Origin of the sequence: Paenibacillus sp. OK003, from assembly GCF_900109515.1 — a bacterium.
Lineage (GTDB): Bacteria > Bacillota > Bacilli > Paenibacillales > Paenibacillaceae > Paenibacillus > Paenibacillus marchantiae.
The window spans coordinates 153,092-171,297 of record NZ_FOBD01000009.1 but is presented as its reverse complement, the minus strand read 5'-3'; the positions used below and the strand labels follow the sequence as shown (position 1 = coordinate 171,297).

General features: G+C 44.1%; 12 protein-coding genes and 1 tRNA gene. 12 read left to right on the top strand and 1 reads right to left on the bottom strand.

Annotation, left to right across the window (positions count from 1 at the left end; genetic code table 11):
* Positions 1-62 precede the first annotated feature (62 nt).
* Entirely contained in the window at positions 63-1,457 is a 1,395-nt protein-coding gene (locus BMW94_RS15995; protein ID WP_175480725.1) for an AlbA family DNA-binding domain-containing protein, read from the top strand.
* A 473-nt stretch (positions 1,458-1,930) separates the two neighbouring features.
* On the opposite strand, the gene BMW94_RS15990 is transcribed toward BMW94_RS15995, so the two are convergent.
* Positions 1,931-2,008, bottom strand: a tRNA-Pro gene (locus tag BMW94_RS15990).
* A gap of 610 nt (positions 2,009-2,618) precedes the next feature.
* On the opposite strand from BMW94_RS15990, the gene BMW94_RS15980 reads away from it, so the two are divergent.
* The 11 genes from BMW94_RS15980 to BMW94_RS15930 all read left to right on the top strand — a co-directional run bounded on the left by BMW94_RS15980 (position 2,619) and on the right by BMW94_RS15930 (position 18,160).
* Positions 2,619-3,146, top strand: coding sequence for a hypothetical protein (locus BMW94_RS15980; RefSeq protein ID WP_090999872.1), 528 nt, complete (start codon positions 2,619-2,621; stop codon positions 3,144-3,146).
* A gap of 244 nt (positions 3,147-3,390) precedes the next feature.
* The gene (locus BMW94_RS30535) at positions 3,391-3,543 is read left to right on the top strand and encodes a hypothetical protein (protein WP_167434657.1); all 153 of its coding nucleotides are present in this window, start codon (positions 3,391-3,393) and stop codon (positions 3,541-3,543) included.
* A 971-nt stretch (positions 3,544-4,514) separates the two neighbouring features.
* Complete coding sequence (locus tag BMW94_RS15970; protein WP_090999867.1) at positions 4,515-4,853, top strand: hypothetical protein; 339 nt, start codon at positions 4,515-4,517, stop codon at positions 4,851-4,853.
* A 294-nt stretch (positions 4,854-5,147) separates the two neighbouring features.
* Entirely contained in the window at positions 5,148-5,609 is a 462-nt protein-coding gene (locus BMW94_RS15965; RefSeq protein ID WP_090999865.1) for a hypothetical protein, read from the top strand.
* Positions 5,610-6,668: a hypothetical protein gene (locus BMW94_RS15960; RefSeq protein WP_090999863.1), complete on the top strand. Its 1,059-nt coding sequence runs from the start codon at positions 5,610-5,612 to the stop codon at positions 6,666-6,668.
* Positions 6,669-6,827: 159 nt separating this feature from the next.
* Positions 6,828-7,286, top strand: coding sequence for a DNA polymerase III subunit gamma/tau (locus BMW94_RS15955; protein ID WP_254790253.1), 459 nt, complete (start codon positions 6,828-6,830; stop codon positions 7,284-7,286).
* Entirely contained in the window at positions 7,247-7,615 is a 369-nt protein-coding gene (locus tag BMW94_RS15950; RefSeq protein ID WP_090999861.1) for a hypothetical protein, read from the top strand. The genes BMW94_RS15955 and BMW94_RS15950 overlap by 40 nt, the downstream gene beginning before the upstream one ends.
* Positions 7,616-7,679: 64 nt before the next feature.
* Positions 7,680-12,932 carry a coiled-coil domain-containing protein gene (locus tag BMW94_RS15945; protein ID WP_090999859.1) on the top strand — a complete coding sequence of 1,751 codons (5,253 nt, stop codon included), beginning with the start codon at positions 7,680-7,682 and terminating at the stop codon, positions 12,930-12,932.
* Between the two features lie 57 nt (positions 12,933-12,989).
* Positions 12,990-13,610 (top strand): S-layer homology domain-containing protein, encoded by a 621-nt coding sequence (locus BMW94_RS15940; protein ID WP_090999857.1) that lies wholly within the window; start codon positions 12,990-12,992, stop codon positions 13,608-13,610.
* Between the two features lie 3 nt (positions 13,611-13,613).
* A complete protein-coding gene (locus BMW94_RS15935; protein ID WP_090999855.1) occupies positions 13,614-14,657 on the top strand; it encodes an S-layer homology domain-containing protein in 1,044 nt (347 codons plus the stop codon).
* Positions 14,658-14,671: 14 nt separating this feature from the next.
* Entirely contained in the window at positions 14,672-18,160 is a 3,489-nt protein-coding gene (locus BMW94_RS15930; RefSeq protein ID WP_090999853.1) for a peptidoglycan DD-metalloendopeptidase family protein, read from the top strand.
* Positions 18,161-18,206: the final 46 nt, after the last annotated feature.

Genomic DNA, 18,206 nt, shown 5'->3' with positions numbered 1-18,206 from the left:
ACAGGGGTAAATTGTAAACAATTATTAATAAAGAAAACTATATCTATAGGATGAGTGATAGCATGTATAATTCTCAAGATAAATTTTTTGAGTTGGTTGGATTAGGAACAGAGAATAATAAATGGGATTACAAAAGAGACATACATATAAGTCCTAATATTGCGTTTGCAAATATGCTGAAAGATATATTAGCCTTCTCAAATAGTGGAGGTGGCTGGCTAGTACTAGGTGTTGATGATAATTCTGGAATTGTAGGAGTAGATAAAAAAATTGATCCTACATCACTAGGTGAAAAAATTATAAGTGTGTTAGGTGAACAAATTATATTTGACTTGAACTATTATAGTATTCATGATGAGGGCGAAAAGGTTGTAGGTTTATTGTATGTACATGATTCTGACAAAGTAATGGTATCACCAATAAACTTATTTAACGAAAAAGGTAAAGCAATTATAAGTGAATATACCATTTATTTCCGTCGAAATGCTAGCTCTATAAAAGCTAACATTGATGATATTAATATGTTGATTCACAAAGTTAGCCTTATAGGAAAATACAATCTAAAAACTGAGGATATACAGTTCTTAAAAGATAAAAAATCAGAATGCTTTATGTTTAAAGAGGAAGATGAGTTCTACAGAGGTGAATTCCAGTTTACTGTTTCTAAATTTGCTGATAAGTTGAACACCATTTATCGATTCCATCAATCAAGATATACTAAGTATGAAATAGGAATCTTATTGGGCTTTGAAATCAGTGCTATTGATGATTATTTTGAAGGAAGAAGGTTTCCTAAAATTGAACACTTATTACGTGCAGTAGAAATTTTTGAACTCCCGCATGATTATTTTTTTCAAACCACTATGGGCATGGAAATGCCATTTATTAAAAATCCATTAATAACTTATATAATTTTAGATAAGACTGATCGTAAAGTTGACTTATATGAGTATGGATTCGGGAGTGCGTTCAACGTTATTATTAGTGATTTAGCTAGAAATTTCTCATATTTTAAGAAGTGGCTTTACAGTGATAGGGGAGAATATAAGCCTAATGAGCGAGATTTTGATAGTTTAATTAGCCAAAATGTCAGAATTTATGAAACTTATGAAAAATATCTTTTAGATTTAAATGATTTTCAATATAATAAATTTAAGCAACATTTGAAGATTCAATACTATAAAGAAATAGAGAAAACCCCAGATGAAAGTGAAAAATTTCTCAATGAAAAAATTAAAACTAGACTTATTTATAGTGATACCGAATTTGTATGTAAATTCATTTCAGAATTAATTAAGAACATTAGAATCTCAGAGAGTAAATTACACATTGAATATAACTTTATATTTGAAGTACAAAATAGGATAATTCGTTATAGAGATTATGATCGTCAAAATATGAAGGTAGCCTTTTGTAACCAAGAAACATTTGACGAATTTATAGGCAACGAGAAATAGATATACTAAACTCAAACAGACTTTTTTTATTTGTACAAAATGGGTTTAGATAATATTTGAAAATGGTATGGGCGCCCACAAAAGCGCCCACAAAATGCCCACAAAACTATAATAAAATAAGAAATCCTTTGAAAAATGAACAGGAGAAAAAGCTGATTTACACGGATTTGGTACAGTAAATGATTCCATTTGAAAGCTAGGAACATAAACCGTACACAAGTCCACCAATGGGAACGCGATCAATATATCACGTTGTACTAATCCCCAAATCCCTTGCGCCACATGGCGTGAGGGATTTTTCTTTATGCACTAATCTTTACTTCACAAAATAAATGAAGTTAAGATTAGTGCATAACTTAAAAATGAACATAAAATTCCATTAAATTAAGAGAGCATACGGTCGAAAAGGTTGGTAACGCACCAATATCTACGGTATTTCACACCGCCGCTAATCTATTTCAGCTACTTCCCGATGGTCGGAATGGCAGGACTTGAACCTGCGTTCTCTTGCTTCCAAGGCAAGCGAGAACTCCAAACTTTTCCACATCCCGATATGCTGGTCTTGACGGGAATTGAACCCTTGAGAAGCGGCGTATGAGACCGCTCTGAGAATCAACACGCGCCCCCGCATTGGCACGGGTCCGTCTGTTCTCACCGCATATTTAACTCTAGCAACCCCCACACAAGTTTACTATTTCGCCACGAACACCAAGTCTTTCACACTAGTCAATTTCGAGAATGGTCAGTTGGCTTGCACATGATTGATATGTACGTCTAGGATTGTACTTTCTAGTTAATAAAACTTTTTCAATTATCTCACTAGGTTGCTCTATACATTTTCAGCAGTCGAGCCATCTACGTGAAAGGTTGCGTCTAGTACGTACAAAAAGTTTAAGTACGAACAAACCTACCTATATTGGTAAATGAGGTGGTCATATTGAAATGCGGTTGCGGAAGGTTTATTACGCAGAATGCAAAGGCTCTAGCCACTATCTATGAGACGGAAGGCAGTAAATGTATCCACTGTCTATCGGATACCTTGAATGTTCCTTATCAAGAGTTAGTGGATAGGTACATGGGAATTTACGAGTGCCGACCTTGTGCTAAAGATAAGAAGAAAGCGGAGATACGGAGAAAATTACTTGGACTAGGAGGATAACAATGAAATACCTGAAATCAGGTTTTAACGCCCCATTGGTGAAGAACTTGAATGTACTATTACTTAATGATTCGCATATCGGGCCTGAAGCCGCTGATATTAGGTTGCTTGATAGAGCGATTGACTTCGCCAAGACTAATGAACATAACATTCGTAATCTACTGAACGGTGACTATATTGAAGGAGTCATAAAACTCGGTAAAGGTGGAATATATATACAATATATGTATCCAAGAGAACCAATTTATTTTGTAATGGACAAGCTTGAGCCTGTAAAACCTTTAAACGTTACATATTGTAGGCATTGGCACAAGGAATTTAGTAAGCCAATCAAGAGATCCGCTATTGACACGTACAATGGATTGTTGGTTCGAGAAGAGAAGCCTTGGCTGGTTTGCCGAAATACGATTGTTAACACTGCGGAGTACGCGGAGCGTGATGGCTTTGAAGAATCGTTCCCATCTCAAGCACACTTGACTCTTTCCGGTAAGAAGTCGAACAAAGGGATTGACGTAAAGTGGATAAGCTAGTCAAGTGCATTAAGTGCGAGTTCAGGTACGTCACAGATAAAGCAAGGGAGAACTTTGTTGCCGAAGGGCTTCAAGGAGAACCCCTGCTTTGTCTCCATTGTATCGGTAAAATTACAGGAAAAGTCATGAACCGATATGGCTACTTGGTCTTGCCTGAAGAGTTAGATGATTCTAACCAGCGGATGCAAGTTCTGCCAAAAACACTCACTGGCTGTAGACCGTGTATGAAGGAGAGAGGGTTATCGTGATGAAAACAGAGAGGATCTACTTGAGAACAACTCCAGAGAATAAAAAGTATTTGCAGGAGGTAGCTGACCACTATTTTGAGGGAAACCTGTCTGCCGTTTTCGAGTTTATGATTGAACGTTTTGATATGCACTTAGAAGGGATGGATTGATATAGCTGAATTTGCCGATTCGGAAGAGATGTACAAGTACAAGCAGGGACAAGACCCTGAGTTTCCAGAGATAATGTCATCGGGCATCGAGGGAAATCAACCCGAACATCAAATGGGAAGACTTGAACATGGACTTTGCAAAAGACCCTGAAGAACTGGAACACTGGCCAATGCCTTCCCTCATGGGGGGGATCCAGAAACTAAAGACAAAGCCACAGGCAACTTACGCCGTGGCTCTGTTTCTTTTGGTATAAACGTAGACCAGTAGTCCGCAATCCTCCAAAGCCTGTAACGATATGACAACTGTTTTCCTGCTCAGTTTAGTCAGCTTTACGATTTCATCTTGCAACGGGAACTCCTTCCTACCATCGCTCAGAAGCTTAGTCACCCAAGGTATGTGGTAATAGCCGAAGCATTCAACCCTCTCTCGAATAGGTCAGCCGCCAGATACTTACTGCATGTTATGTCTGAAGTGTACAGTTTACCATTCAGGTCTGAAGTGTATGTTTTACCATACAGACCCCTATGAAGTGTAAAAAGTGCATTTGTTGTGAGTTCTGTATTGTAAAGTTTACACCGTATAAAGAGATATAAAAGATTAAGAGATATAAAAGAAAGATATATAGAATAATAAAACATAGGCAAGGGGTAGTGAAAATACTCACTGAGTAAAACTATGGCAAAGCTTGGCGTTACCCTGCGGGTCACGCTATTTGTTTTTAAAAGCTTTCGGTTAAAGCGAGACTCCACCTACCTATAATGTACTTACAGCAGGTAAATACGACCTACTTTAAGTTAACGAAAGGTCTACACCCTATAATGACTTGTGACAAAGATAGAAAGGTGTAAGGAGTTTGGGATGCTGAAAGAACATGTTTACCCGTCTGAACACAAGTCTGGTCAGAAATTAGTGGACGACTTTTTACTTGGTTTGAATTATTACATATCACAATGAGGGGAGCGTTTTAAAAATGGCAGGAACAACAAACAAACGGAAGAGGACTTCTAAAGCCCCTGAGAAAGAGACTGAAACGGTTAGCCTAGATGGATTGAAGGGCGACGTAGTAGCAGAGTTTACCCAACAACTTTCTATCATGGGTCAGTTCATTTATAACGCTCAAGAAGAAGATACCACCTTGATTGTCGAGAACTTGGGCTTCGGAGATATCTATGTCAGTGACAAACCGAATCTCCGAGTGGGCAATGAAGATCAACGTTTGCTTTTCAAGGAGCAAAAGGCGTTCAAGGCTCGGAAGCTATTTATGACTTCGGGTAGCCAGCCTGTGGCATCCATTATCGAAATCAAGTAAAGAAGTACGCTTGGGATGGAAGGTCCTCGATAGAACACACACCAGCCACTTAGCTTCTAAAAACCCTATGGGCAGTGGGTAGACTTGGCGACAACATCCATGAGTTCAACGTCAGGAGCCCTCCTAATAGAATGAAAAAGAACCATTTAGGTAGAGATTCCACCGTCTCACTGTTCGAATATAGCCTTAATGAATTCATTTCAATGGTGGACAACGCAGTACGCAGGGCGGTTAGAAATATACCCATTTCAACTTATATTGGTATACGAAGCATTCATAAGAGGATGTGATGATGTGGGAAAGATCAGCGTCTCTGATGTTTACGCCTGTATTCATTCCAAGCTTCGTCAAGATCCTGAGATTTTTGCCATGCTAGGGCTTGCGGCAGACGCATCTCTGGAGGAATTGGGAACGAAGATTCAGAAGAGAAAGAAGCCGCAGAACTTCGTTCAGCACAACTTGCCCTTGATGACGTTCTACAAAAATCCCGGCGCAAGAGGCGAGAATCACCTTGAGTATAGGTTCATCGTTGACTTCGATATCTATACACAGGATGACGTGGAACTGGCAGTGAACATCGCTGACCGTATTTGCCAGATTTTCGACGATCATTACTTCTGGATGCCGAAAGGAAGTGTGTTCAAAGGTGAGTATGTCACTAGTGCTGAAGATGACATCGATCTAGAGAACACCTACAAGTATTTCACCCAAATATGCTTCACCATTGGGATAGATGAATATAAGGAGGTTTTCTGAATGAGTAAGGTTACTAAGAACAAAAAAATGTTGATTAAGGGCGCTGGTAAGTTCATGGCGAAAATCCCGAACTGTGACGACCTCGTTACAATCGGTACGCTGAACAACATGCGTCTGGATATTCAGCTGGACATGCAGGACATTGAGGGCGGCGACTCTAGCGTAGCACTGGATACGTTGCTTCGTAAGAAGACAATTGATATCACAGCGGAATCCGCTAAGTTCGACCTTAACCTTGTACGTTTGGCTACTGGCTCGAAACTCCGTGAAGGTATTTCTGGTTCGGCCTACAGCATGGTCACTGAGACCTTTGTAGTCCCTTCCGCTTCTCCGTATCAAGCGAAACTTACCCAAGTCGCTCTCGCTTCTCCAAAACCTAAGTCTTTCGAGGGTGCTGTGGGCGGCGCTGACCTGAGTGCAGACGTTACGGTAACGGGTCAGGATGTCGTATTCGATATGGCGCTGGCAGGTAAAACGGTTGTTATCGTTTATGCTGCGGCACTGGCTGGGATTACACCAGACCCTGACGGCTTCGTGTGGGTGCTGGAAGAAAAGCACACGGTTAAACAGAACGGCTCAGACTTTACTGTTGATCTTGTGTACGGAGCATCCTTGAACGTTGACCCTCAGATTTCTGTTCGTACTCTGCAAGGTAACAAATTGCTGAAGAAAACGACTAGCTCTACGCCTACTGAAGACCAGTACGTAGTAAGTGGCGGCATTCTGAAGTTCAACTCGGCCCTCAAGGACGTAAACATTTACGTCAACTACAAGCGGAACGAAGTTGTTGATATCCTCGATATCACAAACAAGGACATGCCGTTGACAGTACACGTTGTTCACGATGGTCAGTTCGAGCAGAAGGACGGTACAATCCAAGGTTATCAAACCGAATTGTTCCAATGCCGTGTGAAGTCCAACTTCACGCTTGACGCACAACGTCAACAAGCGTCCACGCATAGCGTAACGCTAACTGTAATCGACCCTGAACGTCCGGACGGTAAGCTTGGTTCTATCAAGCGCTACGAAGTTGGTTCTGTTTCTGCGGAAGATTGCTAATCACTAGACTCCCTTCGGGGAGTCTTTTTACATACCTAATGTTAGAGTCTAGGTTTACTTCCTTAGAATGTTCTGTGAGTTGATTGCAGGGACTTCCCCCGCTCTGTGGTCAATTCGATTCACTTTTCTTGGGGGAGAATTATAAAGGGGGCTATTAAAATGAGTGAACGAGATTTAGTTATTCCAAAAGCTGGTGGCATCGCTGAAGAAGTGGCCAGTCAAGTAGAAGAGCAGACTCCACAGGTAACAGCTGAAGAAGAGAAGAAGCCACTGACCCAAGAGGAAGCTGACATTCGTGAGAAAGTATTCTTCGAGACAGATGAACAGGTTCGCTTACGTGACGGTAAGACCTATTACATCCCACCACTAGGGTTGCTTGATGCTCGAAGATTGATGAAGAGACTTAATACGATTGATTCCGGTGTAATCATCGCTAACCTTATCCCTGAAGATGAGGAAGATAGATTTGAAGAATTGCTTGAAGTGCTCCTTATGGCATTTAAGCCATATTACAAACACATGACGGTCGAGCATCTTGGAGAGTACGTTGATTTGGAGACGGCTAAACAGATTATCGATTGCATGATTGGTCTCAATGGGCTAAAAAAGTCCATGTAACCACTCTGGAAGAGGAAGAAGACTATGACAGTCAGCCGCCTGTCGATTGGGCTAACATCTTCTTCAAACTTGCCCACTACTGCCACTTGAAAAAGCATGATGTGTGGCAGTTAACCTTACCTCAGTTAGGTTACTACTTGGAACAATGCAACGAACACATTCAGTTTACGATCAAGGTTTCTACCATGTCGCTTGGCGGCCTGTTCGGCGGAAGCGTTCCTGCTGGTGATTCAACCAGTGAAGAGGAAGTAACAACTGACGGTAAATACGTGAATGGTTATAAAGTAGCCGATGCGGAAGATATGAATTACCTTGCACAGCTATTATAAATCCTCCTGCTCTGCTTCCTTCTAGGGAGGGGCAGGAGTTTTATTTTATGAGGGTGGTGAGACTATGAACAACAAAATCCAAACTGACGTGATTTTAGAGTTGCAGAAATCCATAGATCATATGGCTCGATATGGGCAGGAGATGGAAACTCTCGATTCTCGTTTTGGTAGATTGGAGCAGCGGATTGACGCAATGCGTTCGTCTCTGTCCGGTTTGCAATCGCAGGTATCACGTGGGGCTGGAAGCAATCTCCGTCAGTCGTTGACAAATGAACTCAACAATTTCATCACAGGGAACGGGATTGTTCTTGAGCAGTTAGGTTCTGCTGGGCTCACGGTTAAACCTGAGACTTTTCAAGGTATCTTGGGCAAAGTTGAAAATGAAATTAATGAAGAGTTGCGGACGTACGTTCGTAACATGCACATTGAGATCGACCCTAACTACGCCGGCGGGCAACAGCTTCCTATCAGTAAAGATGGATTTAACGAGATTAATAAAGAAGTAGCCAAGGTCATCAATCTACAAATTCGAAACCTTGTCAGTGCTATCCAGAAGCAAAAATCCAATCTGATGAAATCGGAAACTCTTGACCGTTTACAGATTACGATTGGCAAGGAAACGGTCATCGCTTTCGTCAATAAAATCAAACAAAAGATTGTGAGTATGCTTCAGAACCTTGACGTAGCCGATGCCAGCGACATGAAAATTTCCAAGGCAGACTTGAACAAGGTAATCAAGGAAGCTAAGGAAAAATTGTTGAAGGCAATAGATGTTGAAGTTCCTGACATGAGCGGAATGGAAGTTGCGGACAAGGTAAAGAGAATCCCTAACGAACTTGAACAAAGCCTGAATGAATACGTCAACAAAACCGTTGCAGGAATTAACACTGCAATGGCGGGCAAGATGCAGATTCCGTTAGGCGACCTGAGCAAGAAGGTCAAGAAGATTCTTGCTCAGGAACTTGACACTACGGTGGACAAGCTGGAAGCGCTCGGCACGGTCGATTTAGGCTCTATTCGTGGCGCTGGATTGAAGGCTCAACTTGAACGAGTGGCAAAGACTCTTGACAAGAAATTGAGCAACAATGTTCAGGAAGAGATTGACCAATTAATAACGGCAATAAATGATGTGCAAATCACCCCTGAAACTAAGCTGAAGCATCACCTCGTGAATCAGATTAACCGCCTCAACAAAGCGTTAATTAACAAAATCCGTGAGCAGGTAAACGTTCAGGTGCAGTCGATCATCCAAGAGATTAATAAGGTTCAATCCGGACCAGGTGGACTTAACAGTGATACTCAGATTCGGAATGCAGGAGGACTTGGCCTTTCTACTCCTCGTTCTGGTTCGTCTTCTTCTGACAGTCACAGCGACGGTGGAGGAACTGCATCCAAAGGAAGCAGTAACAGTGAAAAGGATAGTGGATCGGGAGCGGTTAACGCCGAAGCTGTACAAGGGGCAATCATCAACATCATGCGTCAAAGAATTTCGGGAGCCTTCGATAATGCTCTAATGATGGCGATGTCTAAAGCGGTTGAGGCGTTTAAGAATATTCAGCCTGAAAAGCTTAAAATGATGCAGAACTTGAAGCAGAAGGACGAATATAACCAAGACAAAGACGGCAACTCTCTTGAAAAGACGAACATGGCTGGCGTGGAGAGTACGGTCAGCGATCTGCAAAACTTTATCAGACAGCAGTCTATGTTTTATGGCACGGATTACAAACAGCTTTATCAAGTAGGGGGCATGGCTTCTGGTTTGCTTGATGACCCTGTAGAGATGAAGGAGTTTGTCCGCGTAACTGCACAGTTGAATGCACTAGCCCCTGGAAGTAGCCCTGGCAATATTGCCAATGGTCTTGCCTCAACGAAGGCTCAGTTTGGACTTGGGGTGGCTGACCTGGAGGATAGAATCGCACAACCTTTGGCGGTTGTATCTGACGTGACTAAAACAAGTATTGAGCAAATTATTGATGCACTGAAAAGTTCAAGTTCCAAAGTTGACCCTGAAACGGCAATCGTTATGGCGGGTACGACTCTCCAAGCAAAATCACTTGAAGGGGCGAATGTCAGTAACTTCTACAACTCCATTCTGAGCAGGTTACGGTCTCCTAATGCACTGAACAAAATGGATAAATCACAGGTTGATCCATACTACGGCGACGACGGTGCAGAAGTAGCCAACAGACTTCAATCTCCTGAGGCTATGAAAAAATTGCAGGAACTTGGTCTAGCGAAAGTTGATGACACAGGAGCAAAGATTCTTGTTCCAGAGGAAGAACTGTTTAAGGCCATTGCTCAGAAGTTGTCCGGTGCAGACAGCCCTACCGTTCGCGATACCAATGATGCTTTGTTTGGCACGTATCAATCTTCCAAAGGTGCGGCTACGATGCACGAAATTATGAACACGTTCGTTAAGGTCATGGAAGTTAGTGGAAACTTTGATAAATCTAAATATGAGAACATGGTTAAGTCATCTGTAGACAACCCACTCGTCAACACTAAACGGGCAGGGCAAAGCATAACGATTGCCTTTGATGCTCTTGTTCAGGAGATGACCCCTACCATCAATAAAGTGTCCTACGCACTTATGAACATGGCAGAAAACGTGACAAAGAATGCCCAATTGTTCGTCAAGTTAGGAGACGTGCTAACTAACGTATTGATTGGGATGATGCTGCTTAAGGGAGTTAAGTGGGGCGCTGGGAAGATTGGTGCAAACTTCGAGAGGGAGTCTGCACGTACTTCATTTCTGGAGAACGTATCGGGCATGAATGTTGATAATTCTATCAAGAACATGACGCGTAAAGAGGTCGGGGAGATGCAGAAAGACCCATTACTTGGTGGTTATTTACGTGATTTGAACGGATTGACGGAAAAGCAACGCAAGCACTATGAGAACTACCTGGATTCTAATAAGGTAGAGGTTAAAGACTTGCCGACTCTATTTAGCACGATGGACGAAGCTAAAAATTGGAATCCGGGCAAGGAGTTGACGGATGATGAAAAATTCGACCGGACGAAGCAGTACAACAGCCGCCTAAGTACCCGAACTGAATTGGCTTCCGTCCTTACCCCTAGCCTCCTGACCACCCTGAACAGCAGTACCGCTAATCAAGGAGTGTTTAATACACATAGAGCAAGCGATAGCAATTACTCTAAATTGTCCGATAGGATGTCCCAAATGTCTCAAGGAGATTTCCAGGGATTTGAAGACCACTTGGTGGACAGACAGCGAAACGGCTTACCTCCGATTGACGATATCCAAAAACTGAGTACTGCGATGGATGATTACGAGAAGACCCAGCGGGAAGCCGCTGCTTCTGCTCGACAAGCCTCCCCTGCCTTCGGAGATCTGTCCAATGCTGTACGAGGCATGAACTCTGGAATGTCTTCTACGGCATCCCTCAAGAATGGGTTCAAACAGTTCTTGAAGGATATTCCAGACTTAAGCAAGGGGGCTCTGGTTTCTGTTAAAAACTTGGCGGGAGGTTTCGCTAAGATGGCTATGGAGATTGCTGGGGCAATCGGTCTCGCTCAAGCGGCTAAAGGATTGACAGAGTCCTACCTGTCAACAGATGACGAAAGGTTACTTGCTCAGGCTGACGACCGTGACAACGACCTGAAAGGCATGGCTAACACGTTTAACGCGCTTGCTGAAGGCGGTTGGGCTAAGAATCGGAATAACTTGATGGGGCTTTTCTACTCTGCAAAGAACGGAATATCATCCTTTTTCGGTGGAACTCCATCCGACCTCGGTGTCTTTGAAGCCCAAGGTGGACCTTCCAATCCTTTCAAGACTAAAGGATACAAACCGGAGGAACTTGGCATTATGGGCGAGATAATGAATTATTACAATTTCTCAGGAACTGGTGAAGAATTTTCAAAATGGCTCAAACAACGGGAAGCCAGCGGTGGACAGACAGTAGAGGAAGCCGTTGCTGAGTTCAATGCAAAGTCTGGGCGTGCTGCAGAAACAGAAAAGATGCGACAGAAAGCCATAAACAAGCAGTACGAAGCAACAAAACTTAAAGAGGCAGAGGACAAGAGACTCCAAGAGAATGCGGAGAAGGAATATGACGAGAAGTACAAGGAAGGTGCAGCCGAGTTCTCTTCCATCGACTCTGGCTCTGTTCTAAGCCGTGTCTCTGACCGTATCAATGAGATTAAGGACACCAGTCAAATTGACACGCTTCGTGCCCTAATGAGCGGAATGAAGACTGATTCCGACGAGTACATTGCACTTCGTAAGAATCAGACCGAATCCATGCGACAGGTATTGAATGAAGAACTGGATATCATTGACAAGTATATCGCCAACGCCAAGGCGGTCATGGACAGCGCTGACCCTGAGTCGCAAGAGTACGCCGATGCCAAAACTGCTTATGATAACCTTACTTCGACAAGAGATAAAGTGGCATCCGAAGGGGAAGTTGACATTCTTCAGCAAGAGTGGAACACAAAACAAGAAACGTATCAAGGTCAGGTCCGTAAGGTTAACAACAGCTTGTCTCGCATTGACCTTATTGCTCAAGCAAAAGAATTGGCGGCTGCGTACAACATGGACACTCAGTCTCAAGAATACTTGGACACCATGAAGAAGATTACACTGAATAAGCTATCTCAGATGAAAAATGAGCTGGCAAACCTTCAAGCAATCCAAGCCATCGGAGACCTTTCCGAAGACCAGGCAACGCAGGTTTTACAGCTACAGAATACAATTGCCAATGAGCAAGCCCTGATTAAAGAGTACAACCTTGCTTCCATCGGAATTGGCAGGGCTAAGATTCAGGACAACAGTTCTGACCGTGAGAATGAGTTGCTGGAACTCAAGCTACGAACTGGAAACCCTGATGACTCCTCGCCGATCCTTCGTAACAAGCGGATTGCCAATGCCAAGGAAGAGGTATCTGAAATCAACCAGGTCATTGCCGATCTGAGAGCTAAACTTCCTGCAGCGGGAGCGGACGAAACAACTAAGATTAACGCCGAAATCCGTGACTTGCAAAAGCAATCTTTACAGGCTCAGTTGGGCATCTTGGATGAAATGAAATCCACAGCGGGAACGTTCAACATGCCTAATGGAGTAAGTGCTATGAGCCGCTACGAGTACCTTACCCGTGGCAACACTCATAACACGACAACGATCGGTACAGGAGATGTCACCGTCAACATCACTCTTCCTAACATCACCAACGGCATGACAAACCGCCAGTTGCAACAAGTCGGACAGTCCATTGGACAAGGCTTGTCTGTAGGGCGGGTAGGAAGCCTTCGTAGCCAACAGGCGATGAATCCTAGCAACTACCGAAGTTAGTGAAACCACTCCCCGTCTTATAATGAGATGGGGAGTTATTTTATAGGAGGTAAGGTCATGACACAACAAAATAACCTCTTGTCAGAGGATTCGGTGTATAAGAAGAAACTGTTTTACGACAACGGAGTCCAGTTTAATCAGGTCAAGGCAAAGCTGATTACGGAGTACAAACCGCCAACGCCTTACCTGAAGACCCATGTCAACCAGACCTTGGCCTCTTCGGCCGGGCTTGTGCAAAACGGAACGTCTCATTATAACGCTACCCTAACCATGCTGTTTTATTCTAAGAAGGAATATGCCGACTGGCTTCAGTTCATCGGCTCTCAACATAAGTATTACGACGAGAAAGGTACAGTTTACATCGGCATCGTAACTGGAGAACCCGATATTAAAACCGCTGAGATGGAAACGAAGTACATCGTAACCATCGGCATGTCTCTCGTCCGCAAGCAAGATTTTGAGTACAAGTACATGACAGAGTTCATTGATATCGAAAATCATTGGGCAAACAAGTATATCGACAATATGCAGCAGCTTGGACTTATCGCCACGAACTGGGAAGCAGACGGGGAGTCTGTGGTTTACTTCCGTCCGGACGAAGCGGCTACAAGAGCAGAATCCATTACGTTTCTTATGCGGACGTACCGACACGTAGACAAGTTGCTGAGGGGGTACTAAGAAATGAAAAGATGGATTGACGTAGATCCGCTGGATTGGTATTACCGTGACACACTTGAGATTACCCGTATGAGAACGGATTTGACAGGTGACGTAGAAGTCTTAAGCGGCATGACGTACAACGTGTTCAAAGAAGGGTACGAGCGAATGGTCAAGCGCTTCGTGACCGTAAGCGGACAGCAAGAGTTTCTTGTACCTGATTACAAATACCACTTGAGTAATCCGGTGTTCGTTATCGTGAACGGAGTGGAGGTTCTTCCTGAGAAGGTAGAGAACGGAAAAGTAACCATGACCAACCCGCTGTCGGCGGGCATCGAAGTCGTGGTCATTGCTTATGGCATCCCTGACCGGAAAGATATCGGGTGTGTCAATACCCCTTACAATGGAGTAGGCGACTACCGGATGCCACACGCAACCCTGAAGTATGCTTCAACATACCATTTCAGCTACAGCAACCAACCGGAGTCTTGTACAGTCCTTGGGGTGAAGCTGAAGAGACTTCTCGTCACCGTTGGCGCAGGAAGTGATGCAGGCGTGGTCATCCGGAACACGATCGGATTTCAGCGTGACGTGTTTGTCATTCATAAGGGTGAAGTTTACTTGCCATACATGTACAATGGCTTCCCTGCTGTCATAGGGTATAACGCCGTAATTAAAGGGGTGAGTAGACGTACAAGTGAAACGGTCGTCGTGGAATCAGGGCGAGTGACGTACAACGACAGATTTTTCGGAGACGTTCGTATTCGTCGCGGAGACTTCTTCTCACTTATGAGCCGTATTTACGAGAATCTGCATAATCGGTACACCGATCGTGCGTTCACATACAATGATACGCCGCTGAGACCGATTCTGGATAAGGATGTTATCCTTTCCAGATGGTACTCGAACGACGTACTGACCCTGTTGGATGAAAAATTCCATGACGGGTGTTATGTGTTCCCGCTTTATGAAGATGGTCAGTTTGAACCGGAAGCGTGTATTACAAGAGCGGAAGCCGTAACCTTCCTCAACAGATTTATAGAGTGGATTACGGAGAAATATAGATAAGGCAGGTGGCTGAAGTGGTTTATGTATCTAACGTTAACTACCCTTCAAGGCAGTTGCTACAAGGCATCATGGAGCGTGTAAACGCGCTAGGGAACGAGCCGAAGGTAATCGTAGAGTTGGACAAAACATCATACGTGCGGGGCTTCCGTAGAAAATACGATGCAGTCCAGTATGTGGTAGACAGTGCAGTGAATGATATGCTATCCATCGACAAAGCGGAGAAGATTACGAACTACGTTGACGGTACGCTGATTGATACCAGCACCGACCTGAGAAACGCAGACTTCTCCATGCCAATAAAAGCAAGTTCAACGATGCACGGGAAGGAGAATGGGGAGCGAACCATCAACGGGATGTATATCACCGATTGGTTCGAGACAGACCCTCGCTGTTCCCGTAAAAAGCATAAAGGGATTGACCTTGACCTTGCGATGAACGACCCTGTTTACGCTGTGTGGGCAGGTACAGTAGCCATCGCCAGCACCTTAAGAGGGTACGGTAAAGTCGTCTACGTTAATCACGGAAACGGGTGGCAGACAAGGTATGCCCACTTAAACAAAATCAGTGTCAGTGTGGGGGATAAGGTTAACGCAGGTGGTATTGTAGGTCTTGGAGGTAATACCGGACACTCCATCTCCAGCGGTGGTGGTGACGGAACACACTTGCACTTTGAAGTACGATTTAACGACGTAGCACAGAATCCTGAACCGTACCTTCGGGGCAAGAAAACTATTCAGACAGCAAGCAAGAAAATTGACCCAAGGAACATTCAGGATGCTTCTGTTCTAATGGACGCTCCAGAAGTAATGGCAGACTCGACCTCCTACGTGGAATACAACATGGAAGCAACGGCATATGTAGCAGACTGCCCTGGCTGTATTGGAATCACACGGGGCGGTACAGACGTACGGACATGGAAGAACTGGAAGATTATTGCGGTAGATCCCTCTGTCATCCCTTTGAAGAGCAAAGTGGAACTGATTGTGAATGGAACGAGTTGGGGAGAGTATCTTGCGGATGACACGGGCGGGGATATCAAAGGCAACCGAATTGACATTCTTTATGATACGAAGGCGAATGCCCTCAAGTTTGGAAGGCAGCCCGTTGTTGTACGAGTCAAGTCTTGGGGCGATGGTAAACCAAGAACGGCAGACTCGACTGGAGATGCCAGCATCGACAAGGAAATCGTCACGTACCAATACAACAGGACAACCACTAAACAAACTTACTTCAAGGAATTTACAACCAAGAAGACTGCACTTGATGTCAAGAAGTACACAGAGACAAACGGTGCAGTGCAAATGACTGTTGTTGATGACAAGACTTCGATGAACGTCCTCGGATTTAACGGAACGGGCGGGGCGGGCCAGGCAAAGACGCTGATTTTCGAGCACGATTGGTTTAAGGCAGGAAACCTTGGCTGGGCATACTTCTCTGACCTTGAACTGGATGACACGATTATCGTCACAGTTAATGATTACGAAGTAGTGCGTATCAACGGGGTGAGCGCTAAAAACGGAGTGGCATACCCACCTTCCATACCGATGCCAAAAGGACATAACGTGGTGAAATTCACTTTCGCCAATTCCTCGAAAGCGTCGAGAGGAAAGTTCGGTATCTTGTGGCTCAGAGCGAAAGAGTTTGATGTAGAAACCGTTGAATCGAAGGCAATGTGGGACTTTGAAGATGGAATGAATAGTGCCAACAACTGGACTCCGTACAGCACGGTTGTACAGAAGGACAAAGGAGATTACCAAGCAATCTCGACCAGCGGAGGTGAAGCAGGTATCGAGCGGCTAGGTAAAATCAAGAAGTTTCCGTTTACGATTAACTTTAGCCTGAAGACAGCGGCGGGTACCAGCGGTAAGTTAGTTATTAGTGATGGAACGAAGGGGTTTCTTCTGAACATCAAGGATGACCAAATTTATACATCTGGTGGCGGCACGTTTAAGCTAAACACGACTTCTGATTTTATCGAGTACACTGTAGTCTGCCATGACCAAACGGATATCGATGTATATGTGAAGATAAATGATGTCTGGGTTAACACCGGAATTCGTGGGGCGGCATTCGACTATCCGTACCAAAGCAGAATTCTGTTTGCAGTGACGGATGGAACGATGTATCTCGACAGTGTGAAGTACGCTGCCAACGACTATGCCATCGAGCAACTAGCTACTGCCATCGGTGACACGTATGACGAGAAGTGGTATGAAGTTGGGGACTTCGTTTATGAAGACATGTACACCATTGAGAAAGATGTAATGAGTTGGGAAATCAACACCCACCTTGATACGACTATTAGTACCGCACGGCTAACGCTGGACAACTCTTCGGGTATTTATTCTCCATCTTGGGAGCGTAGACCAGAGTTCCCTGACTCATTTAAGACGGACAAGTCTCCGTTGAGCTATTACGAAGAAGGAGAACTGCGACATGTTATTAGCGAGTACACTCCAATCAGGATTTATGCGGGATATGGGGAAGAAGTTGTCCGTGTATTCACTGGAATGATTAAAGGGGAGATTACGGAGAACTCCGAAGAGAAAACCGTCTCGTTTAGTTGCGTGGACAGGTACGACATGCTTGAGGAATTTATCTTCTACAAGCCTATGCAGTACCCACCGGAAGAAGCTTATGCAGGAGATAGCGGGGCGTTCTCCTGGATTAAATCAAGCATTGTAGAAGACATTGTTGTCCATGCAGGCATGAGCACTTGGAAATTTCATTCGGAGGATATGAGCAATCCTGACTACGTAATCGAGGATACAGTTTACATTGACGTGAACAAAGGGAAGAACACCTTCATGAAATTCAACAAGGAGAGCGGAGAACTTGAAGCCGTGACTCAACAAAATATTATGGAAGTGGGCGGCTGGCAGAATCCGTTCGTGGCAAGTGTATCCTTCTCAATAGGTACAAACGCTTCAGATGCCGTACAGTCCATTATTCAAGATATTCCTTACCGTGCCTACTGCGACAGGTATGGGACGTTCCGAATGGAGAAGATGGACTTCCTCGATTCACCAGACTGGGCTATGGTAGCGGGTATGAAGTGGGAGTTCATTGATGGAGAGAATCTACTGGAAGTTACTTCTTCTACGGATTACTCTCGTGTCAGAAACCACTTGATGATTTCCGGTACAGCGGGTATCGTGGAACACTTCTTCGACAAGTCTCTGATTATCGCAACCAAGGGGAATATCCGCACGGCGGGTGCTCAGTTGGATTGGATTGAAGAGATCGACGGAAACTCCATGAGAGACTTGAAGGAGGATGTAGCCAATAAGATTTTCTTCGATTACAAACGTCAGGCAAGAACGAAGAACGTCGTAGTCAAAGGTAATCCGTTAATCGAACTGCTGGACTCTGTCTACGTATACGATTCCAAGACGTTCACTGCCAATTACTTCTTGGTTAAAGGGAACAGAATCGTCGGTAACAGCGATGGCATCGTCAACTACCTAGAGTTGACGTGGCAGTCTATATCAGAAGTAGGATAACCACATAGGCAGGGAGCACTTACGCTTAAGGCGCTAATTGTTCCCT

What these genes read in the sequence shown, in the direction of transcription:
- BMW94_RS15995 (WP_175480725.1), top strand. Translation starts at nt 63, where the DNA reads ATGTATAATTCTCAAGATAAATTTTTTGAGTTGGTTGGATTAGGAACA.
- BMW94_RS15980 (WP_090999872.1), top strand. Translation starts at nt 2,619, where the DNA reads ATGAAATACCTGAAATCAGGTTTTAACGCCCCATTGGTGAAGAACTTG.
- BMW94_RS15970 (WP_090999867.1), top strand. Translation starts at nt 4,515, where the DNA reads ATGGCAGGAACAACAAACAAACGGAAGAGGACTTCTAAAGCCCCTGAG.
- BMW94_RS15960 (WP_090999863.1), top strand. Translation starts at nt 5,610, where the DNA reads ATGAGTAAGGTTACTAAGAACAAAAAAATGTTGATTAAGGGCGCTGGT.
- BMW94_RS15955 (WP_254790253.1), top strand. Translation starts at nt 6,828, where the DNA reads ATGAGTGAACGAGATTTAGTTATTCCAAAAGCTGGTGGCATCGCTGAA.
- BMW94_RS15945 (WP_090999859.1), top strand. Translation starts at nt 7,680, where the DNA reads ATGAACAACAAAATCCAAACTGACGTGATTTTAGAGTTGCAGAAATCC.
- BMW94_RS15940 (WP_090999857.1), top strand. Translation starts at nt 12,990, where the DNA reads ATGACACAACAAAATAACCTCTTGTCAGAGGATTCGGTGTATAAGAAG.
- BMW94_RS15935 (WP_090999855.1), top strand. Translation starts at nt 13,614, where the DNA reads ATGAAAAGATGGATTGACGTAGATCCGCTGGATTGGTATTACCGTGAC.